We start from the raw sequence: 18,984 nt of genomic DNA, 5'->3' as shown, positions 1-18,984 counted from the left end.
TGTGGGAGCGGCTTCAGCCGCGAAGCAGCCGTGCCGCGGAGTGAACCGCTCATTCGCGGCTGAAGCCGCTCCCACAGGGGCGTCGCCCGCCCCGGGAGGAGTCAGACGGTCTGCGCGTTGTCCGGCCCTTCAAGCGCGGGTGAGTCCTGGCTCCCCGCTTTGAGCGGATACCGCACGACGCGATTGCGGCCGATGCGTTTGGCCTCGTAGCACGCTGCGTCGGCCGCGATCAGGATCTCCGACGGATCGGTACAGGTGCCGTCGATATGGGCCATCCCGATGCTGGCGCCGACCGAGAAGTTGTGTCCCAGCCACTCGAAGTCGAACGAGCAGATGCTCTCGCGCAGCTCGTCGGCGATGTTGATCGCATCGGACGGGCTGCAGCCGCGCAGGATCAACGCGAACTCGTCGCCGCCGATGCGGCAGATGATGTCCTGCTCGCGCACGCGCTGCTGGATCAGGAGTGCGATGCGCATCAGCAGATCGTCGCCGGCAGCATGGCCGCAGGTGTCGTTCACGATCTTGAAGCGGTCGAGGTCGATGAAGCATAGCGCCCCCTGATCGCCCGCCCGACGGGAGGCCACGACGCATTCGTCGAGCTTTTGTTCGAACACGCGGCGGTTCGGCAGGCCGGTCAGCGGATCGTGCTGCGCCTGGTACGCGAGCAGCGCCGTGGCGTCGTCGATGCGCGACTGCAGGGTGCGATGGTTTTCGGAGATCGCCCGCGCCATCGTGTTGAAGCCGCGCTCCAGTGCTGACAGTTCGTGGCTGGTGGCCTCTTCGGGAATCGCGACGTCGAGCGCGCCGCCCGCCATCTTCCCGACACCCCGCACCAGGCGTGCCACGGGTTGCGAAACCGAGCGCGCCAGCCTGACGGCGATCACCGCGGTGAGCAACAGGCCGGCGACGAGGATTCCAAAGGAGGTCCAGATGATCAGCGACTTCTCCCGCGAAGACGGCCGGGTGTCGAGCTCCACGTGAACCCAGCCTATCGTCCGCGTCCCATGCTCGGTGGCGCCAGCCTGCCAGCCGTCGAGAAACTCGTCGTCGACGGCTATGCCGCCCGGCTTGATCGGCGCGATCACCGCGAGGGTGTCCGGGGCCGCGTGCGGAATCGCGCCATCCTTGACGCTGCGCAGCACCTCGGGCTCCAGCACGCGGATGCGTCCGTTGCTGGCGAGCAGGGCGCCCCGATCGTCATACACGGCGGCGGCGCTCACTTCGCGCTGCGCCGTCGCCGCCTGCAGCAGCGACTGGAGGGTGGCACGATTGCCGGCAATGACGCCGTATTCGGCGGCGGGCGCGAGGAAGCTGACGATCGCGTTGCCGTGCTGGTGCAGGGTCCGGTCCAGCGTCTGTGCGCTGCGATACAGCACCAGCGCGGTCACCAGCGTCGCGAGCAGCGCCGCGGGCAGCAGCGCCACCAGCAGCAGCCGGTTGTGCAGGGAAAGGGGGCTCGGCTTCAATGCGGCCTCCTCTTTTCGATCGCCTCGACGAGGGCGGACTCGTCCGGAACCGGGTACAACAGCGAACGCGCGACATGGCGATTGACGCCGACACTGAAATACCGGGGAGCATCGGCCACCGGCAACTCGACGTGTGCTGCACCTTGCTGCGCGATGAGCCATTCGCCTACCTGATGAGCGGCATCCTCCGGCGCGGTGTAGACCGAGGCGATCGCGCCGGCCGTCACGTAGGCCTGCGAATAGCCGAACAGCGGTTTGCGGTATCGGTACGTGGTGAGCAGGATAGGGCGTGCCGTGCCGGGGCTGTAGGCGACGGGGTCGGGCACCGCGAGAATCGCGTCGGACCCCTCGAGCAGGCGTTCGAGCGCGGGCAGCAGGCCGTCGGTGTCCTCGATGGTCTCGAAGTTCATCGTCAGCCCATGGCGGGCGCCGGCTTCGGCGAGTGCGCTGCGCATCGGGGCAGACTGGGGGCCGAGCAGCACGCCCACGCGCGTCGTCTTCGGATTGGTCGCGCGGATCAGGCGCATGTGCCTGCCAAGGGGCTGGTCGAGCACGAAACCGCCGAGCTTCGCACGCGGATGGCGCTGCTGCAGCGCCCGCAGGTTGGGCGTCGAGATCAGTGCCACCAGAATCGGCGCCGTGCTGCGTTCGGCGGCCGCGTCGGCCGCTTCCGCACCCACCGCGATCACGACGTCGGCGCGCTTGAGTGCCGCCTCGTTGATCGCGTCGCCGGTGCTGCCGGAATCGTTCAGGCGGACAGAGGCCGACGACGAGACTTCGCGGCCCAGCGCGGCTGCGAATGCCGTCTGCGCATCGCTCCGCTTCGACAGGACCACCGCCGCCTCGAGGGCGAACGCCGACGGGGCCGGCAGAGCCAGCACCGACAGGGCAAGGACGAGTCGCACCAAGCGGTTCAGCATGTCATCCGTGGCATGCGACAACCGTCGCGGGGGAACAGGGCAGCGTATGCTTGCAAGCAGGTTTGCTTCGGACCAGTGTGCGCGTCCTCGTTACCGAGGATGCGCACGGAGGGGCTTCCGGCCCGGGTGATTTTCATCCGCCTCATGCGCGCCGGATACACTGTGCTATTCGAATAGCGCAGCTTTCCATTTATGCCCGGTCGAGTCAATCCCGAATGTGCCCATCATAAGCGGCATGGATTTGTTTCGCGTCGGCACGTCATTCCGGCAGCCGCGGATGTCGTGCGCAGGATGCTTCGGGAAAGAGGGACCGGACAGGGGGCGTTCGGAATGTTCGAGATCGACGACTTGAAGAAGGGGTTCGGGAGCGCTGGCACAAGTGTGCTGTTCGCCGGGCTGTCGCTGCGCGTGCAACGAGGCGAGTGTGTCGCAATCATGGGCGAGTCCGGGGTCGGCAAGTCGACCTTGCTGAACTGCATGGCCGGGCTGGAGTCGGTCGACGGCGGGAGCATCCGTCTCGACGGAACCGAGCTCGTCGGCCTCGGCGACGAGGCGCTGGCCGGATTGCGCCGGCACCGCTTCGGCTTCGTGTTCCAGGCCTTCCACATCCTCCCGCACCTCGATGTGGCGCAGAACGTCGCCCTGCCGCTGTGGCTGCTCGACGCCGATGACGCTCGGGCAGACCGGTGCGCACGGGCGATGCTGGAGCGGGTCGGGCTCCTCGACCGTGCCGGGGACTGGCCGCGCGAACTTTCCGGCGGCGAGCTGCAGCGCGTGGCGATTGCCCGCGCCCTCGTGCATCGGCCGTCGCTGGTGCTGGCCGACGAACCGACCGGCAACCTCGATCCCGGCCGTGCGGCGGGCGTGCTCGACCTGCTGCTCGAGTGCATTCGCGACGCGGGGGCGATGGGCATCCTCGTCACGCACTCGCGGACCGCCGCCTTGCGTGCCGACCGCATCCTGCGCCTGTCTCCCGGCGGTCTGCTGCCGGAGGCGGTGAGCACGTGAGCCGGGTGCTCGGCCGGATCTTCGTCGCAAGCCTCGCACGCCGCCGGCTCGCGACGGCGTTGTCGCTGGTCGCGATCGCGCTCGGCGTCGCCCTCGGCCTGGCCGTGCAGATCATCCACGGCGCGGCGCTCGACGAATTCGGCCGCGGCATGCGCCTTCTTTCCGGCGAGGCGGACCTGCAGGTGTCGGGCGCGCGGGAGGGCTTCGACGATGCGCTGTACGGCCGGCTCGCGATGCGCGACGAGGTCGCCGATGCCAGCCCGATCGTGGAACTCGAGGTCCGCCTGCCGGGGCATGAGCGGTCGTTGCGGATACTCGGCGTCGACGCCCTGCGGGTCGCACATGTCCATCCGGCCCTGATGCCGCGGGTCGCCGAGGCCTCGCGGGACGACGATGGAGCCCTGGCCGCGCTGCAGCCCGACACGCTGTTCCTGAGCGCTGCGGCTCAGGCCGAACTCGGTGTCGCGCCCGGTGACCGGCTGGACGTGCTGGCCGGCACGCGGGTCGCGTCGCTGCGCGTGGCCGGATCGGTGCCTGGAGCGGGTCAGGGGCGGGCGCTGGCGGTCATGGATATCGCCGCTGCCCAGCAGCTCTTCGGCCGATCGGGCCGCATCACGCGCATCGACCTGAGGCTGAAGGCAGGTGTCGACGTCGCGGCCGCACGCAGCGCGCTCGCGGCCGGCCTGCCCGCAGGGGTCGAAGTGCTCACCCCGCGTGCAGCCGAGCAACTCGCGGCGGGCCTGTCGCGCGCCTACCGCGTCAATCTCACGATGCTGGCTGCGATCGCCCTCGTCACCGGCGGCTTCCTCGTCTTCTCGACGCAATTCCTCGCCGTCGCGCGCCGCCGCCAGGAGTTCGCCTTCCTGCGCGCACTGGGGCTCGACCGCGGAACGCTGATGCGCGGACTGCTGGTCGAAGGTGCCGTGGTCGGGTTCGCGGGTGGCGTGCTCGGGGTCGCCCTCGGGCACGGGTTCGCCGCCATCGCCTTCGATGTCGCGGGCGGTGATCTCGGCGCGGGCTACTTTCGCGGCGTGACCCCAGCGCTGCGCGTCGATCTGCCAGCAAGTGGCACCTATCTCCTGCTGGGCGTTCTCGCCGGCGTCGCGGGGGCATGGCTGCCGGCGCGCGAGGCGCGGCGCATGTTGCCCGCCCGTGCGCTCAAGTCCGGCGACGAGGCGCGGATGTTCCAGTTCCGCCCGCAGCCGCGCCGCGCTGCGGCCTGCCTGGGGGGAGCGGTCGCGCTGTGCCTGCTGCCGCCGCTCGGCGGCGTGCCCGTTTTCGGCTACCTCGCCGTCGCGCTGATCCTGGTCGGTGCCGTCCTGATCCTGCCCATGCTCGTGCGGGGTGCGACGCGCATTGCGCCACGCCACCGCCAGGCCCTGTGGAGATTGGCGGGCGCCCGCCTTGCGGCCGCACCCGGGCAGGCCGTCGTCGCTGGTGCCGGGGTCGTCGCGAGCGTCGCGCTTGCCGTCGCGATGGCCATCATGGTCGCGTCCTTCCGCGACTCGGTCGATCGCTGGCTCACCGCCGTGCTGCCCGCCGATCTCTACGTCAGCGCCTCCCCGCAGGGGACCAGCGGTGTCCTCGATCCTGGCGCGCTGCAGCGGATCGCAGCCCTGCCCGGCGTGACGCGAACCATGCCCGTGCGCTTCGACACGCTGCGTCTCGACGACCGGCATCTTCCGGTATCCCTGATCGCGCGCCCGCTCGACGGCGGAAGGCTGCTCCCGCTGGTCGGCCAGTCGGTGCCGCCGCCCGCGGGGGAGAGACCTGCGTGGGTATCGGAAGCGCTGGCCGACCTCTTCGCGCTCGGGGTCGGCGGCCGCCTCGTTCTGCCACTGGGCGGGCAGCCGGTGGCCTTCCGCGTCGCCGGCGTCTGGCGCGACTACGCGCGGCAGCAGGGCGCAGTCGCGATCGAGCTGGCGGACTACCGCGCGGCGACGGGCGACCTCGCCGCGAACGACGTCGGCGTGTTCCTCGCCCACGGCGCGTCCTTCGAAGAGATCGCTGCGGCAGTCCGCGGCATCCTCGGCGAGAACACCGTGCGGATCGCGAGCCCCGGAGAGATTCGCGCCCAGAGTCTCGCGATCTTCGACCGCACCTTCCTGGTCACCTACCTGATGGAGGCGGTCGCCGTGCTCATCGGTCTCTTCGGTGTCAGCACCAGCTTTGCGGTTCTGGCGATCGCACGGCGCAAGGAATTCGGCGTGCTGCGCCATCTCGGGATGACGCGCCCCGAGGTCGGTCGGCTGATCACGCTCGAGGGGGTGCTCACGGCCGCGGCGGGAACCACGCTCGGCCTGGTCGCGGGAACAGCGGTCGCTTTCGTCCTGATCGAAGTCGTCAATCGCCAGAGTTTCCACTGGAGCATGGATCTGCAGGTTCCGTTCGGCGGCTTGCTGGCTTTCGCCGGCGCCGTGATCGTGCTTGCGGGGCTCGCCGCGCGCGTGTCCGGCTTTCAGGCGATGCGCGGTTCGGCCGTGCTGGCCGTGCGGGAGGACTGGTGATGCGTTGGTGGCCGATCCGGCGTGCGCTTGCGTTCGCTCTGTGCGCGGCGCTTGCCGTGCCGGCGGCGAAGGCGGGGCCTGACTATCCGCCCGTGTTGCCCGGAACGGTGATGCGTTTTCCCGCGGATGGCGGCGCCCATCCGGACTTCCGTACCGAGTGGTGGTATGTCACGGGGTGGATCACCGACGAACGGGGCGTCGAGCGCGGCTTCCAGGTCACCTTTTTCCGCGTCCGCACGGGCATCGGGGAAGACAACCCGAGCCGCTTCGCGCCGCGTCAGCTGGTGCTTGCCCATGCGGCGATCGCCGATCCCGCAGTGGGTCGCCTGCTGCATGCCGAACGCAGCGAACGCGCGCTCGACCCGCTGGCCGGCGCCGCCACCGGGGCGACGCGGGTGTGGATCCGCGACTGGCAGCTCGAATGGGCCCAGGATCACTATCGCAGCCGCGTCGACGCCGGATCCTTTGCCTTCGACCTGCGCTTCGACCCGTCCGGACCGCCCGTTCTCAACGGCGACAAGGGCTTCAGCCAGAAGGCCGGCGATGCGAAGCACGCGAGCCATTACTACAGCCGTCCCCAGCTCGCGGTGAGCGGCTCCCTGCGCGTGGATGGCGCCACCGTCCCGGTGAAGGGCCGGGCCTGGCTGGACCACGAGTGGTCCAGCGAACTGCTGCCCGACGGGGCGAGAGGCTGGGACTGGATCGGCATCAACCTCCACGACGGCGGCTCGCTGATGGCCTTCCGCATGCGCGACGAGCGGGGCGGGTCCATGTGGTCCTCCGGCACGCTGCGCACCGCGGCGGGTGAAACCCGCGCGCTGCGGCCCGCGCAGGTGGCCTTCACGCCCCAGCGGCGCTGGCGCTCCCCGCGCACCGGCGCCGAGTACGCAGTCGAATGGGACATCGACATCGACGGCCGCCGGCTGCAGCTGCGCCCGTTGCTGGACGACCAGGAACTCGACAGCCGCCGCTCGACCGGCGCCGTGTATTGGGAAGGCGCCGTGCGGCTGTTCGAAGCGGGCCGCGAGATCGGTCGCGGCTACCTCGAGATGACCGGCTACGCCGAACGCCTGCGGATGTGAGGCCGTGTATAATGCGCCCGCCGCTGCAATGGCGGCAGCCCGCTTCGCGGGCACGGCGGGGCCCAAGTGGCGGAATTGGTAGACGCACCAGATTTAGGTTCTGGCGCCGCGAGGCGTGGGGGTTCGAGTCCCTTCTTGGGCACCATAGGGCGCAATGGCGGTCCGTGCGAAGCTGGTCTTCGTGCTGTGGCAGCCGGGTTTCGGCCGCGCCAGCCTTTCATCGACAGGTATCGTCCTTGCCGGCCTCGAAGCGGAAACGTTCGATATCGGGGGAAGGGATCGCCCGCGGCGCCTTTCCGCATTCACGGATTACGCAATGACTAACGCGCAGTGGTTCCTGCTGGTGGGCTGCCTTTTGCTGGCGATGGGCCTGACTTCGTCGGTCCTCAAGCGCTTGCCGGTCACCAGCGCGATCATCTACCTCGCGGTCGGCATGCTGGTCGGGCCGACGGTGCTGCACCTCTTCCACTTCAATCCGCTCAAGGAGTCCGCGCTCCTCGAGATCCTCACCGAAGCAGCGGCGCTGATCTCACTTTACGCGGCGGGCGTCAAGATGCCGGTTCCGGTCAGCCTGGCGCGCTGGCGCACGCCCATTCTCCTCGCGTTCGTGTCGATGGCGGTGACGGTTGGCCTGGTGGCCGCCTTTGCCCATTACGCCCTGGGATTGCCGCTCGGCGCCGCGATCCTGCTCGGGGCGATCGTTGCGCCGACCGATCCGGTACTCGCGACCGAGGTCCAGGTCCGCCACCCCGGTGACCGCGACCGCCTGCGTTTCACGCTGACCTGCGAGGCCGGCATGAACGATGGCAGCGCGTTTCCCTTCGTCATGCTGGGACTCGGGCTGCTCGGTTTGCACGAGTTGGGTGAGCTGGGCTCGCGCTGGCTGCTGGTGGACGTCGTGTGGGCCACGCTCGCCGGCATCGCCCTGGGGGCGGTTTCCGGTGCGGGGCTCGCCCACATGGCGCATCGCCTGCGCAGCAACCGGCCCGGACAGGGGCTGCTCGACGACTTCCTGGGCCTCGGGCTGATCGCGCTGGTGTATGGCGTCAGCCTGCTGATCAGCGCATGGGGTTTTCTGGCGGTGTTCTTCGCCGCGGTCGCGCTACGCCAGACCGAGCGGAAGCTGGCGGGTGCCGGACCGGATGTGCCCGACCGGCTACTGGCGAACTATATCGGCGAGGCGGGCGAGGGCGTGCCGGCGGCGACAGTGAGCGAGGGCTCGCTGGTGTTCAAGGAACACCTCGAGCGCCTGTCCGAGGTCGTGCTCATCCTGCTGATCGGCGGCACCCTGTTCGTCGACTCGTGGAGCTGGCGCGCGGTGTCGCTGGCGCTGTTCCTGTTCCTCGTCGCGCGTCCGGTGAGCGTGTTCGTCGGGCTCGCCGGCACGCGCACGCCCTGGAACGCCCAGGCGCTTGCCGGCTGGTTCGGCGTGCGCGGGATCGGCTCGCTGTACTACCTGATGTACGCGATCCAGCACGGGCTGCCGGAAAAGCTGGCGCTTGAGCTGATCCACATGACACTGATCGTCGTTACCCTTTCGATCCTGTGCCACGGGATCAGCGTCAAACCGCTGATGGAGCGTTTCTGGCCGGAACGCTGATCACTGCCCCGGTTTGGGAAGCGGCGAATACTCGATCGGCACCCAGGCGTAGACGCCCTTGCCATCCGCGCGCACGTGGCCGATGCCGGGGAAGGGCAGATGCATGCCGGCGACCATCGTCTTGCTTGCGGCCAGCGAGTACATGAGGCTGCGGCGGGTTGCGATCGCCTGGTTCTGGTCAAAGTCGAAGTCGATCGAGACGCCCGGCAGCGCGAACTGGACCGCATGCGAGTGCACGATGTCGCCCCAGATCAGCAGCTTATGGCCCGACGACTCGATGGAGATCGCGCTGTGCCCCGGCGTGTGGCCGTAGGCCTTGACCGCGCGGACACCGGCGGCGATCTCCGTGCCGTCGGCGAAGGTGCGCCACTTGCCGCGTGCCTGGTAGGGTGCGGCGATGTCGCGTGCCATCTTGAAGAAATTCTGCATCTCGGGCTTGGCCGCCGCGGCCGCCTGCTGCGACAGCCAGAAGTCGTTGTCGAGCACCGAGACATACACGTTGGCGTTGGGGAACGCGGGCGGAGCCGCGGGATCGCCGAGCCCGCCGATGTGGTCGGGGTGCATGTGGGTCAGGATGATGGTGTCGACTTGGGCGGGGTCGTAGCCGGCAGCCTTGAGGTTGTCGACGACGAAGCCGAGTGTGGGCCCGAAGAGCTTGGCCGCCCCGGCGTCAACCAGGATCAGGTTGCCGCCGGTGTTGATCAGGTAGGCATTCACCGCGGTCTGCATCTTCGGGTTGCCGACGAACATGCGTGCCAGCATCCGGTTGAGGTCTTCCGGGTCGGCGTTCTTGAGCAGCTTGGTATCGAGCTCGATCGCACCGTCATACAGCGCGGTGACCTCGAACTGTCCGACCATGGTCCGGTAGTAGCCCGGAACCTGGGTCTTCACCATGGGGGCTTCCGCCAGCGCCGGCGCTGCCGGTGCGAGGGTGAACAGCGCAGCGCTCACCGCGAGGATTCGCTGGAGACTCTTGTACATGGACATTCTCCTGTCGATTAGGGCGATGAACACGTCATGGAGGATAGCGCAAAGCGCGCTCATCGCGAGGCGGGCGGCGGTGCAAACCTGCCGCCCGGTTGTAGCTGTCAGCGGGTGATCGGCTTGTAGCGGATGCGCTTCGGCTTCGCCCCGTCCTCACCCAGCCGCTTCTTCTTGTCTTCCTCGTATTCCTGGTAGTTGCCCGCGAAGAAGGTCCACTGCGAGTCGCCTTCCGCCGCGAGGATGTGCGTGCAGATGCGGTCGAGGAACCAGCGGTCGTGGCTGATGATCAGCGCGCAGCCGGCGAACTCGAGCAGCGCGTCTTCCAGCGCGCGCAGCGTCTCGACGTCGAGGTCGTTCGACGGTTCGTCGAGCAGCAGCACGTTGCCGCCTGAAATCAGCGTCTTGGCCAGATGCAGGCGGCCGCGCTCGCCCCCGGACAGGTTGCCGACGATCTTCTGCTGATCGCCGCCCTTGAAGTTGAAGCGGCCGATGTAGGCGCGGCTGGGCATCTCGAAGCGGCCCACCGTCAGCACGTCGGCGCCGTCCGAGATCGCCTCGAACACGGTCTTGTCGTTCGCAAGGCCTTCGCGCGACTGGTCGACGGCCGCGATCTTCACCGTCGAACCGATCGTGATCTCGCCCGAATCCGGTTTGTCGCGCCCCTCTATCATCTTGAACAGGGTCGATTTGCCGGCCCCGTTGGGACCGATCACGCCGACGATGGCACCCGGCGGGATGCTGAAGTTCACGTTGTCCATCAGCAGCTTGTCGCCGAAGGCCTTCGACACGCCGTTGAACTCGATGACCTTGCCGCCGAGCCGCTCACCGGGCGGAATGAAGATCTCCTGCGTCTCGTTGCGCTTCTGGTAGTCGACGGTCGTCATTTCCTCGTAGCGCGCGAGGCGAGCCTTGGACTTCGCCTGGCGGGCCTTCGGATTCGAGCGCGCCCATTCCAGCTCGGTCTTCATCGCCTTCATGTGGGCGTCGATCTGTTTGGATTCGGTTTCCAGGCGGGCTTCCTTCTGCTCCAGCCAGGACGAATAATTGCCCTTCCACGGGATGCCGTGGCCGCGGTCGAGTTCGAGGATCCACTCGGCAGCGTTGTCGAGGAAGTAACGGTCGTGCGTGACGGCGACGACGGTGCCCGGGAAGCGCGTCAGGAACTGCTCCAGCCACTCCACCGATTCGGCGTCGAGGTGGTTCGTCGGTTCGTCCAGCAGCAGCATGTCGGGCTTGGACAGGAGCAGCTTGCACAGCGCGACGCGGCGCTTCTCGCCGCCGGACAGGTTGCCGACAGCGGCGTCCCAGGCGGGCAGGCGCAACGCATCGGCAGCGATCTCCATCTGGGTTTCGATGTCGGAGCCGGCGGCTGCCAGGATGTTCTCGTACTTCGCCTGCTCTTCGGCGAGCTTGTCGAAGTCGGCGTCGGGTTCGGCGTACGCCGCGTAGATCTCCTCAAGCCTGCTGCGGGCTTCCACGATTTCGCCCAGGCCGGACTCGACCTCTTCCTTGACGGTCTTCGCGGGGTCGAGTTGCGGCTCCTGCGGCAGGTAGCCGATGCGGATGCCGGCCAGATGCTGCACCTCGCCTTCGTATTCCTTGTCGGCGTTGGCCATGATGCGCAGCACCGTGGACTTGCCCGACCCGTTCAGGCCGAGCAGGCCGATCTTGGCGCCGGGGAAGAACGACAGGGAAATATCCTTGATGATCTGCCGCTTGGGCGGCACGACTTTGCTCACGCGGAGCATCGACATTACGTATTGGGCCATTGGGTCGCTTTTTTGTTTCGGTCAAACGGATATGTGAAGTGCGCAAAGGATACCTCAAGCCCGGTGAAGCTTGCGCTGTCGCGCAAGTGAGAAGGAATCCCGAGCCGACGGCGGGAGCGGCTGCTATTATTTTGTTACATGATGGCCTCATGGGGCGCGTTCCTGTTGCGCACCCCGGCCCCCGATGGATCGCGAAATGGACGATGCCGAAGATCCGGGTGCCAGTACCGCGCCGGCGCGCAGCTGGTCGCCCGCCGGGGGGGTCTTCATTGCCGTCGCACTCGCCTGCGCGATCGGGGCGGCAGTCGTCGTCTGGCGCCACCTCGGCCAACGTCACGACGAGCAGGTGCAAGCGCACTTGGCGAGCCACTCTACTGAAGTGGTTCTGAAAGTCAGCGAGCGGTTCAGCTCCTATCGCATGCTGCTCCGCGGCGGCCAGGCATTTCTGCGCTCACGCGCGGACCTCGATCTCGCCGTGTGGCGGACCTACCTGCAGCGGCTGTCGTTCCAGGAAGACTTTCCGGGAGTGCAGGGAATCGGATTTGCCCAGTGGATATTGCCGGGCCAGCTCGAGGCCCATACGCAGACCATGCGCGAATTCGGCAGCAGGGACTACGGGGTATGGCCCGAAGGTCAGCGGGACGCCCGCAGCAGCGTTGTCGTGCTCGAACCGGCCGACTGGCGTAACGCACGTGCGATCGGCTACGACATGTATTCCGAACCCGTCAGGCGCGAGGCGATGGATCGGGCCGTACAGTCCGGCGAGCCGGCCCTGAGCGGGAAGACCGTTCTCGTCCAGGAGACGGATACGGACGTGCAGGCGGGGGTCCTGCTCTACATGCCAGTGTTCGCCAACGGCATGCCGGTTGCGACGGAGGCCGAGCGCTGGGCGGCGCTCAGGGGATGGGTTTACCTTCCGTTCCGGATGGCCCGCCTGATGCGTCAGATGCTGGACCAACACCCCGGCCAGATCCGCATGCAGGTGTTCGACCGGATCCAGGCTCCGGAAGCCCTGCTCTACGACAGTCATGCGGGCATGCCTTATTCAGGCGCGGGCCCGGTCAGTACCGAGCGCGCATTGCTGGGCGGGATCGAATGGGTGATCCGGCTCGAGGCGCTGCCGGCCTTCGATGCCGAACCCGACATCCGCCAGGCGGAATTCGTTTCGGTCGTGCTGGTCGGTGTCCTGCTAGTCGTAACGGCGCTGTTCTTCGCGATGACCCGCGAGAGGGCAGCCCGATTGGCGCGGACCACGGAATCCTTGCGACGGAGCGAGGAAAAATACAGCACGCTCGTGAATATTGCCCACGACGGCATCGCAGCGACCGATGCCGCTTTCAGGCTGATCTTCGTCAATCCCGGATTTGTCGAACTCGTCGGGCGGGAGGAATCGCGATTGCTCGGAATGATGCTGGACGAGCTATGGGCAGACGGTGGTGGCGAAAGTCGCGAGATGATCCTGGCCCGCCTCGAGGAAGGGCAAAGCAAGCGCTACGAGGTACGCTTGACGCGCGGAGACGGCAGGCAGTTGACCGTTCTCGTCTCGCTTGCGCCGCTCAACGACGGCTGGGGGCGGATGAAGGGCGTCATCGCGCTCCTGTCGGACATCTCCGAACGCAAGGAGGCCGAGCGGCGCATTGCACACATGGCGACGCACGACATCCTGACCGGGGCCGTGAATCGGCTCATGTTCGGCGAACTGCTCGGCTACGCACTCGTCCAGGCACGTCGTTCGGCGCACCGGTTCGCGCTGCTGTTCATCGATCTCGACCACTTCAAGCAGGTCAACGATGAGCGGGGGCATCATGTCGGCGATCTGTTGCTGTGCGACGCCGTCCGGCGCATGCAGGGCTCGATCAGGTCGTCCGACGCACTGGGGCGGCGGGGCGGGGACGAATTCGTCGTGCTGCTACCTGAAATCGGTGCTGACAAGGATGCCGAGATCGTCGCCGAGAAGATCCGCAGTGCGCTCGAAAAGCCTTTTGTACTGGAGGGGCACGAAGTGCGCATCTCGTCGAGTATCGGCATTGCCGTTTATCCCGAGGATGGCAAGGACGAGCACGAGCTGATGTGTCGTGCCGACGAGGCCATGTACCGCGCGAAGCTCGGCGGGCGCAATCGCGCATGTCGGGTGCGCTAGCGGCAAGGGACGGCCGGACGCGCGTTAGCCGACCTCGACCAGAGCGATCAGGTCGCCCTCGTCGATCAGGTCGCCTTCATCGACCTTGACCTCGACAATGGTGCCGGCTCGGGGCGAGGGGATGTCCATCGCGGTCTTGCCGGTTTCCAGGACGATCAAGGGCTCGTCGAAGCCGATCGATTCGCCTGCCCGCACGAGTACGCTTTGTACGAAGACGTCTTCTGTGCGGCAGTTTCCGCAGCTGTCCCAGCATTCCGGGAATTTCGGCATGCGGATTTCGACGATCCGGGCCGCCACGCTTATCGCTTTCCGGGCGTGGTCGAAACGCTGTCGACGAACATCACCGACTGGAAGGTGCGCTTGAGCAGTTTGCTGTAGAACTGCTCCATGGTCACCCCGTCGGCGAACTGCACCAGGTCGCCGCGCATGATCTTCATCCGCGCGGTCGCGATCCAGTAGCTCTTTCCCGCCTCATCGACCTCGATGTAGGTGTACTCGTTGGCGTCGATCGAGTCGAGCGCGACGCCGGTTCGGCGCAAGGCCCCAGATTGTTCGGTGTCGGGCCGGATCAACTGCATGGCGGCGCCCGGCGACGGGTGGTCCGGGGGTGGTGCGGGCTGAGCGGCCAAGGGCGCCATTGCCAATAGCGCCGCCAACAGGGGAAGGGACAGGCGTGCGGCGGTATGTACAGGGAGTACGACCGTCCGGCGAGGGAGTTCCATGCTTCGATCCGGCTTGCTGCGAGTGGGAGGAAGTGTACTCCTGCATGGCCGCTTGCGCATCCCGTCCTTGTGCCCGCGCGTAACCGGCGGCCATCCGGCGCTCTGCGCCGGACGCACGCTTACTTCTCGACTTCATTTCTCGACGAATGCGCGCTCAATCACGTAGTCACCGGGCTCGCCGATGTGCTTCGAAATGTGGAAGCCGCGCGAATCGAGCAGGTCGCAGCAATCCTTGAGCATTGCGGGGCTCCCGCAGATCATGGCGCGGTCGCTGGCGGGATCCAGTTCGGGCAGTCCGATGTCGCGGAAAAGCTTGCCGCTGTTGATGAGGTCGGTGAGGCGCCCCTGGTTCTCGAAGGGTTCGCGCGTGACCGTCGGATAGTAAATGAGCTTGTCGCGTACGAATTCGCCGAAGAACTCGTGTTGCGGCAATGCGTTGGCGATAAAGTCGCGATACGCCAGTTCGGACACGGTGCGCACGCCATGGATGAGCACCACGCGCTCGAAGCGTTCGTAGGTTTCGGGATCCTGGATCACGCTCATGAAGGGAGCCAGTCCGGTACCGGTCGAGAGCAGGTAGAGGTGCTTGCCCGGTTTGAGATCGTGCAGCACCAGGGTGCCGGTGGGCTTCTTGCTGACGACGATCGGATCGCCTTCCCGGAGGTGCTGGAGGCGCGAGGTCAGCGGACCGTTGGGCACCTTGATGCTGAAGAACTCGAGATGTTCCTCGTGATTCGGGCTCGCGATGCTGTACGCACGCGTCAGCGGACGGCCTTCGACTTCGAGTCCGATCATCACGAACTGGCCGTTCGTGAACCGCAGCGCCCGGTCGCGGGTGGTACGGAAGCTGAAGAGGGAATCGTTCCAGTGGTGCACGCTCAGGACGCGCTCGGTCGCCAGGTTGCTCATTTCGGGTTTTGCTCCGCTTCGGTATCAGATGGTGCGATTCTAATTACCGGCTCTAACCTGATGCGTGGATAATTCAAATAATCAATATCTGAAAAATCGATATGAAGCACACCCTCAGGCAGCTGGAAGTCTTCGTTGCAACGGCCCGCGCCGGTACCGTATCGAAGGCGGCCGAGCATCTCGCGATGTCGCAGTCCGCCGCGAGCAGCAGTCTCGCGGAATTCGAGCGCCAGTTCGACGTGCGCCTTTTCGATCGCGTCGGAAAGTCGCTGCGCCTCAACGAGCTCGGTCAGCGCCTGTTGCCGCGCGCGGTCGAACTGCTCGCGCGCGCAGAGGATATCGAGGACTTGCTGCAGGGCGGCATGGGCTTCGGCAGCATGCGGATCGGCGCGACGCTCACGATCGGCAACTATCTCGGCACGCTGATCGTGGCGACCTTCCTGCAACGTCATCCCGAGAGCCGCATCCACCTGAGCGTGCACAACACGGCGACCATCGTCCAGCAGATCGCGGGCTTCGAGCTCGACATGGGCATGATCGAGGGCAGCTGCCACCATCCCGACCTCGAGGCGGTGCCTTGGCTGGAGGACGAACTGGTGGTGTTCTGCGCGCCCTCGCATCCCCTGGCGGGCCGGCGACGGGCGGGCCTGGACGAACTGACGCGGCAGCCGTGGATCCTGCGTGAAATCGGTTCCGGTACGCGCGAGACCTTCGATCAGGCCACGCGCCACGTCACGGCGCGCATCGACGTGCGCCTGGAACTGGAGCATACGGAGGCGATCAAGCGGGCGGTGGAATCCGGGCTGGGGATAGGCTGCATTTCGCGCCTCGCGCTGCGCGAGGCCTTCCGGCGCGGCAGTCTGGTGCCCGTCGATACGCCGGAACTGGACCTGCAGCGCTCCTTCCATTTCCTCTGGCACCGCCAGAAGTTCACGACGCCGGGCATGCGCGCCTTCATTGCGCTGTGTCGTGAGATGACCGCCGGTGCACGGACGAGCGACGAGATTCCGCTCGCTTACATCCCCTGATTCTTTTGGGGCGAGGCAGTGCAGTGCTGAGTGCCGACGTGAAAAGGGCGCCTGGCGGCGCCCTGTGAGATCTTCTGCAGCGACCGGGTCAGCCGGCCTGTCCGGCCGTGCCGCCGTGGCCAGTCGCCAGCGGCGTCGCAGGCTCCGCCTCGGGCATGTAGGAGGCGACCTGGCAGGCGATCGATGCGAGGTAGGGGATGCACTGCAGCGCGAGGATGCCGACCCACAACTGCACCTCGAGGTCGTCGTAGCCGCGCTGCAGCATCAGCACGACGGCGCCCAGCACCAGCGCGACCAGCAGGCCGATTTCCTCGCGTAGCGGCGAGAAAAAGGCGAGGGTACCCTTGTCCTTCCATCCCTTGGGCGTGCGCACGAACTCGCCGCGCCGCTTGACGAGACCGGCGAACACGCCGCGCGCGATTGCATGCGCGAGGCCGACCGACAGCACCGAGGCGCCGAGGATGTCCTTCCACGGGGCGTCCATCGTGCGCCGGTAGAGGATCGGCCCCAGGCCGGCCTTGAACGCCATGAAGGCGAGGATGGGTAGTGCCAGCGAAGTCACGGGCAGGCCGAAGGCCTTCGGATAGAACAGGATGCCCACGGTCCACGCGAGGCTCGCGAAGGCGAAGACGAGCTGCAGCGCATCGCCCAGCCACGCGAACCATCCGGTCAGGAAGTGGTAGCGCTGCGCGAGGTTGAGCCGGCTCGGGCCGATCATCGCCGGCAGGTGGTGCTTGAGGATCTGCATCGCGCCGAATGCCCAGCGGAAGCGCTGGCTCTTGATCGCCGGGAAGTCGGCGGGCGTGAGGCCGCGGCCGAGGATGTGGTCCACGTAGCGCGTGTCGTAACCCTTCTCGATCAGGCGCAGGCCCAGTTCGGTGTCCTCGCAGATGCACCACTCCGACCAGCCGCCCACGTCATCCAGCGCGAGCCGACGCACGAGCGTCATCGTGCCATGCTGGATCAGCGCGTTGCGCTCGTTGCGGTGGTGCATGCCGATGCGGAAGAAGCCGTCGAATTCCCAGTTGCACATGCGGCGGAAGGGGTGGGTTTCCCAGTCGCGGTGCGCCTGCGGAGCCTGCACGACGGCAACGTCACCGTCGTCGAAGTGCGGGATCAGGCACGACAGCCAGTCGGGCGACACGACATAGTCCGCATCGACGACGCCGACGACTTCGGCGCGCGGGTCGGTCTGGCGCAGGCCGAAGTTCAGTGCGCCGGCCTTGAAGCCGGGCCAGTTGTCCAGGTGGTAGAAGCGGAAGCGCGGCCCCAGTTCGGCGCAGCGTTTCTCCAGTGGCTTCCACAGCGCTTCGTCCTTGGTGTTGTTGTCGAGGACGAGAACCTCGAAGTTCTGGTACTTCATCGTCGCGAGGCTGTCGATGGTCGCGATGACCATCTCGGGCGGCTCGTTGCAGCAGGCGAGGTGGATCGAGACGAAGGGTTCCTTGTCCGCGTCGTGCGGCGGCAAGGGCAGGAAGCGGCGGTTCCACTTGCGCTTGAACAGCACCTCGCCGAACTCGAAGCCGTGCGACAGCAGCACCGCGATCGTCAGCATCGTCGCGCCGATCAGCATCGCGAGACCGACGAGGTCGCGCTGCGTCAGGTAATAGTCGGCCGGCACGTTGATGCCGATGACGAGCGTCGTCGCGCAGGCCTGCACCAGGCCGGCCAGCCACAGGCGTCCCAGCACGCTCCAGTCGCGCAGGAAGAACGCGATCAGGAACATGGGAAGGAGGGCGATCAGACCCGCGGTGCGCGCTTTCTCGTGCCAGCGCACATCCTTCACGACGAGGCCGTCGAGCGCGAACTTCGGGTGACGGTCGGCGTTGAACATGCCCCAGTACGCGCCGGCCCAGCCTTCGATCTCGATCTTCCACGGCTGGTCGATCGCTTCCATGATGTAGTAATCGAGCGAGGCCGAGCGCGGATTGGCGAGGAACTCGCGGATGAAGCGCGCCTGGTTCTCGGCCGAGGCGACACCCTTGGTTTCGCCGCCGCCCAGGCTGTCCATGACCGGGCCGCGGCTGGGCCAGCCGATTTCGCCGATGACGACCTTCTTCCCCGGGAAGCGCTTGACGAGTTCGTCATAGCGCATGAGGGCATAGTCGACGGCGTTCTCGACCGGCACCCCCTCGTGGTAGGGCAGGAGGTGCACGGTGATGAAGTCGACGCTGTTGGCAAGCTCCGGATTCTTTAGCCAGACGTGCCACGGCTCCGCGGTGGAGACGGGCTTCTTGGCGCGGCGGAGTGCCTTGCGTGCCTTGTCGAGGTGGACGGCAAGCTCCTTCACCGTGAGGTCGCCGCGCAGCAGCACTTCGTTGCCGATCATCACGCGGTCGACGTGCGTGTACTTGCGCGCCGAATCGATGACCGCGTCGACTTCCTTCTCGTTCTTTTCCTCGTCCGGTCCGATCCACGCGCCGGCCATCACCGTCAGTTTGCGATTGATCGCGAGCGGAACGATGGAGGGGTTTTCCAGACTGCCGTAGGTGCGGATATGTTCGGCAGACTGAGCGAGCAGATCGAGGTCGGCCGCGATCTCGGCCTCGCTCGGGTAGGTGCCCTGCAGCGGATTTTGGTCTCGCTGGAAGGGGCTGTAGGCGTATCCGTGGATGCTGTTGGCGGCGCCGACGAATTCGGTGCCCCGGTTCCAGCGTTCTGCGATCAGGTACTGCGCGCCGGCGACGATTCCGGCAAGTATCAGAGCTACGACAATTCGGTAAATCAGCGAAGCCGCGTTTTTCATCAGGATCAATGTCCCTCGAGGACTGCGTCAAACACCGCGGCGCCTGCGCCCGACAGGCGAGGCACCGGGCCTTGCGGTGCAATAAAATACTTCAGGCTATGCC

The 18,984-nt window shown here is 66.8% G+C and carries 14 protein-coding genes and 1 tRNA gene; 7 read left to right on the top strand and 8 right to left on the bottom strand.

Annotated elements, in window-relative coordinates; translation table 11 throughout:
* Positions 1–101: 101 nt before the first annotated feature.
* Positions 102–1,466: a sensor domain-containing diguanylate cyclase gene (locus tag F464_RS0110940; RefSeq protein ID WP_018989848.1), complete on the bottom strand. Its 1,365-nt coding sequence runs from the start codon at positions 1,464–1,466 to the stop codon at positions 102–104.
* The gene (locus F464_RS0110935; protein WP_018989847.1) at positions 1,463–2,386 is read right to left on the bottom strand and encodes an ABC transporter substrate-binding protein; all 924 of its coding nucleotides are present in this window, start codon (positions 2,384–2,386) and stop codon (positions 1,463–1,465) included. The genes F464_RS0110940 and F464_RS0110935 overlap by 4 nt, the downstream gene beginning before the upstream one ends.
* A gap of 330 nt (positions 2,387–2,716) precedes the next feature.
* Here F464_RS0110935 and F464_RS0110930 point away from each other — a divergent pair, with 330 nt between their 5' ends.
* The 5 genes from F464_RS0110930 to F464_RS0110910 all read left to right on the top strand — a co-directional run bounded on the left by F464_RS0110930 (position 2,717) and on the right by F464_RS0110910 (position 8,583).
* Positions 2,717–3,394, top strand: a complete 678-nt coding sequence (locus F464_RS0110930) for an ABC transporter ATP-binding protein (RefSeq protein ID WP_018989846.1) — start codon at positions 2,717–2,719, stop codon at positions 3,392–3,394.
* On the top strand, positions 3,391–5,901 hold the full coding sequence (locus F464_RS0110925; RefSeq protein ID WP_018989845.1) for an FtsX-like permease family protein: 2,511 nt from the start codon (positions 3,391–3,393) through the stop codon (positions 5,899–5,901). Before F464_RS0110930 ends, F464_RS0110925 begins: the two co-directional genes overlap by 4 nt.
* The gene (locus F464_RS0110920; RefSeq protein ID WP_018989844.1) at positions 5,901–6,983 is read left to right on the top strand and encodes a lipocalin-like domain-containing protein; all 1,083 of its coding nucleotides are present in this window, start codon (positions 5,901–5,903) and stop codon (positions 6,981–6,983) included. Before F464_RS0110925 ends, F464_RS0110920 begins: the two co-directional genes overlap by 1 nt.
* A 60-nt stretch (positions 6,984–7,043) precedes the next feature.
* Positions 7,044–7,128: transfer RNA gene (locus F464_RS0110915), tRNA-Leu, on the top strand.
* Positions 7,129–7,137: 9 nt separating this feature from the next.
* Positions 7,138–8,583: a cation:proton antiporter gene (locus F464_RS0110910; protein WP_018989843.1), complete on the top strand. Its 1,446-nt coding sequence runs from the start codon at positions 7,138–7,140 to the stop codon at positions 8,581–8,583.
* Here F464_RS0110910 and F464_RS0110905 read toward each other — a convergent pair whose 3' ends face one another.
* Both F464_RS0110905 and ettA read right to left on the bottom strand, forming a co-directional pair.
* The gene (locus F464_RS0110905; RefSeq protein ID WP_018989842.1) at positions 8,584–9,564 is read right to left on the bottom strand and encodes an MBL fold metallo-hydrolase; all 981 of its coding nucleotides are present in this window, start codon (positions 9,562–9,564) and stop codon (positions 8,584–8,586) included.
* A 107-nt stretch (positions 9,565–9,671) separates the two neighbouring features.
* Positions 9,672–11,336, bottom strand: a complete 1,665-nt coding sequence (gene ettA, locus F464_RS0110895) for an energy-dependent translational throttle protein EttA (RefSeq protein WP_026295915.1) — start codon at positions 11,334–11,336, stop codon at positions 9,672–9,674.
* Positions 11,337–11,532: 196 nt separating this feature from the next.
* On the opposite strand from ettA, the gene F464_RS0110890 reads away from it, so the two are divergent.
* Positions 11,533–13,476, top strand: a complete 1,944-nt coding sequence (locus F464_RS0110890; protein ID WP_018989839.1) for a CHASE domain-containing protein — start codon at positions 11,533–11,535, stop codon at positions 13,474–13,476.
* Positions 13,477–13,500: 24 nt separating this feature from the next.
* Here F464_RS0110890 and F464_RS0110885 read toward each other — a convergent pair whose 3' ends face one another.
* The 3 genes from F464_RS0110885 to F464_RS0110875 all read right to left on the bottom strand — a co-directional run bounded on the left by F464_RS0110885 (position 13,501) and on the right by F464_RS0110875 (position 15,107).
* Positions 13,501–13,773: a biotin/lipoyl-containing protein gene (locus tag F464_RS0110885; protein ID WP_018989838.1), complete on the bottom strand. Its 273-nt coding sequence runs from the start codon at positions 13,771–13,773 to the stop codon at positions 13,501–13,503.
* A gap of 2 nt (positions 13,774–13,775) precedes the next feature.
* The gene (locus F464_RS28320) at positions 13,776–14,198 is read right to left on the bottom strand and encodes a hypothetical protein (protein WP_157353693.1); all 423 of its coding nucleotides are present in this window, start codon (positions 14,196–14,198) and stop codon (positions 13,776–13,778) included.
* A 132-nt stretch (positions 14,199–14,330) separates the two neighbouring features.
* Positions 14,331–15,107, bottom strand: a complete 777-nt coding sequence (locus F464_RS0110875) for a ferredoxin--NADP reductase (RefSeq protein WP_018989836.1) — start codon at positions 15,105–15,107, stop codon at positions 14,331–14,333.
* Between the two features lie 101 nt (positions 15,108–15,208).
* Here F464_RS0110875 and F464_RS0110870 point away from each other — a divergent pair, with 101 nt between their 5' ends.
* Positions 15,209–16,135, top strand: a complete 927-nt coding sequence (locus F464_RS0110870) for a LysR family transcriptional regulator (RefSeq protein WP_018989835.1) — start codon at positions 15,209–15,211, stop codon at positions 16,133–16,135.
* An 88-nt stretch (positions 16,136–16,223) separates the two neighbouring features.
* Here the strand turns inward: F464_RS0110870 and F464_RS0110865 are convergent, their stop codons facing one another.
* Positions 16,224–18,881: a glycosyltransferase gene (locus F464_RS0110865; RefSeq protein ID WP_018989834.1), complete on the bottom strand. Its 2,658-nt coding sequence runs from the start codon at positions 18,879–18,881 to the stop codon at positions 16,224–16,226.
* Between the last annotated feature and the right edge of the window lie 103 nt (positions 18,882–18,984).

Origin of the sequence: Aromatoleum toluclasticum ATCC 700605, assembly GCF_000378245.1 — a bacterium.
Taxonomy (GTDB): domain Bacteria; phylum Pseudomonadota; class Gammaproteobacteria; order Burkholderiales; family Rhodocyclaceae; genus Aromatoleum; species Aromatoleum toluclasticum.
Note: the sequence above shows the minus strand (reverse complement) of the source record. Positions and strands in the feature narration are given on the sequence as shown.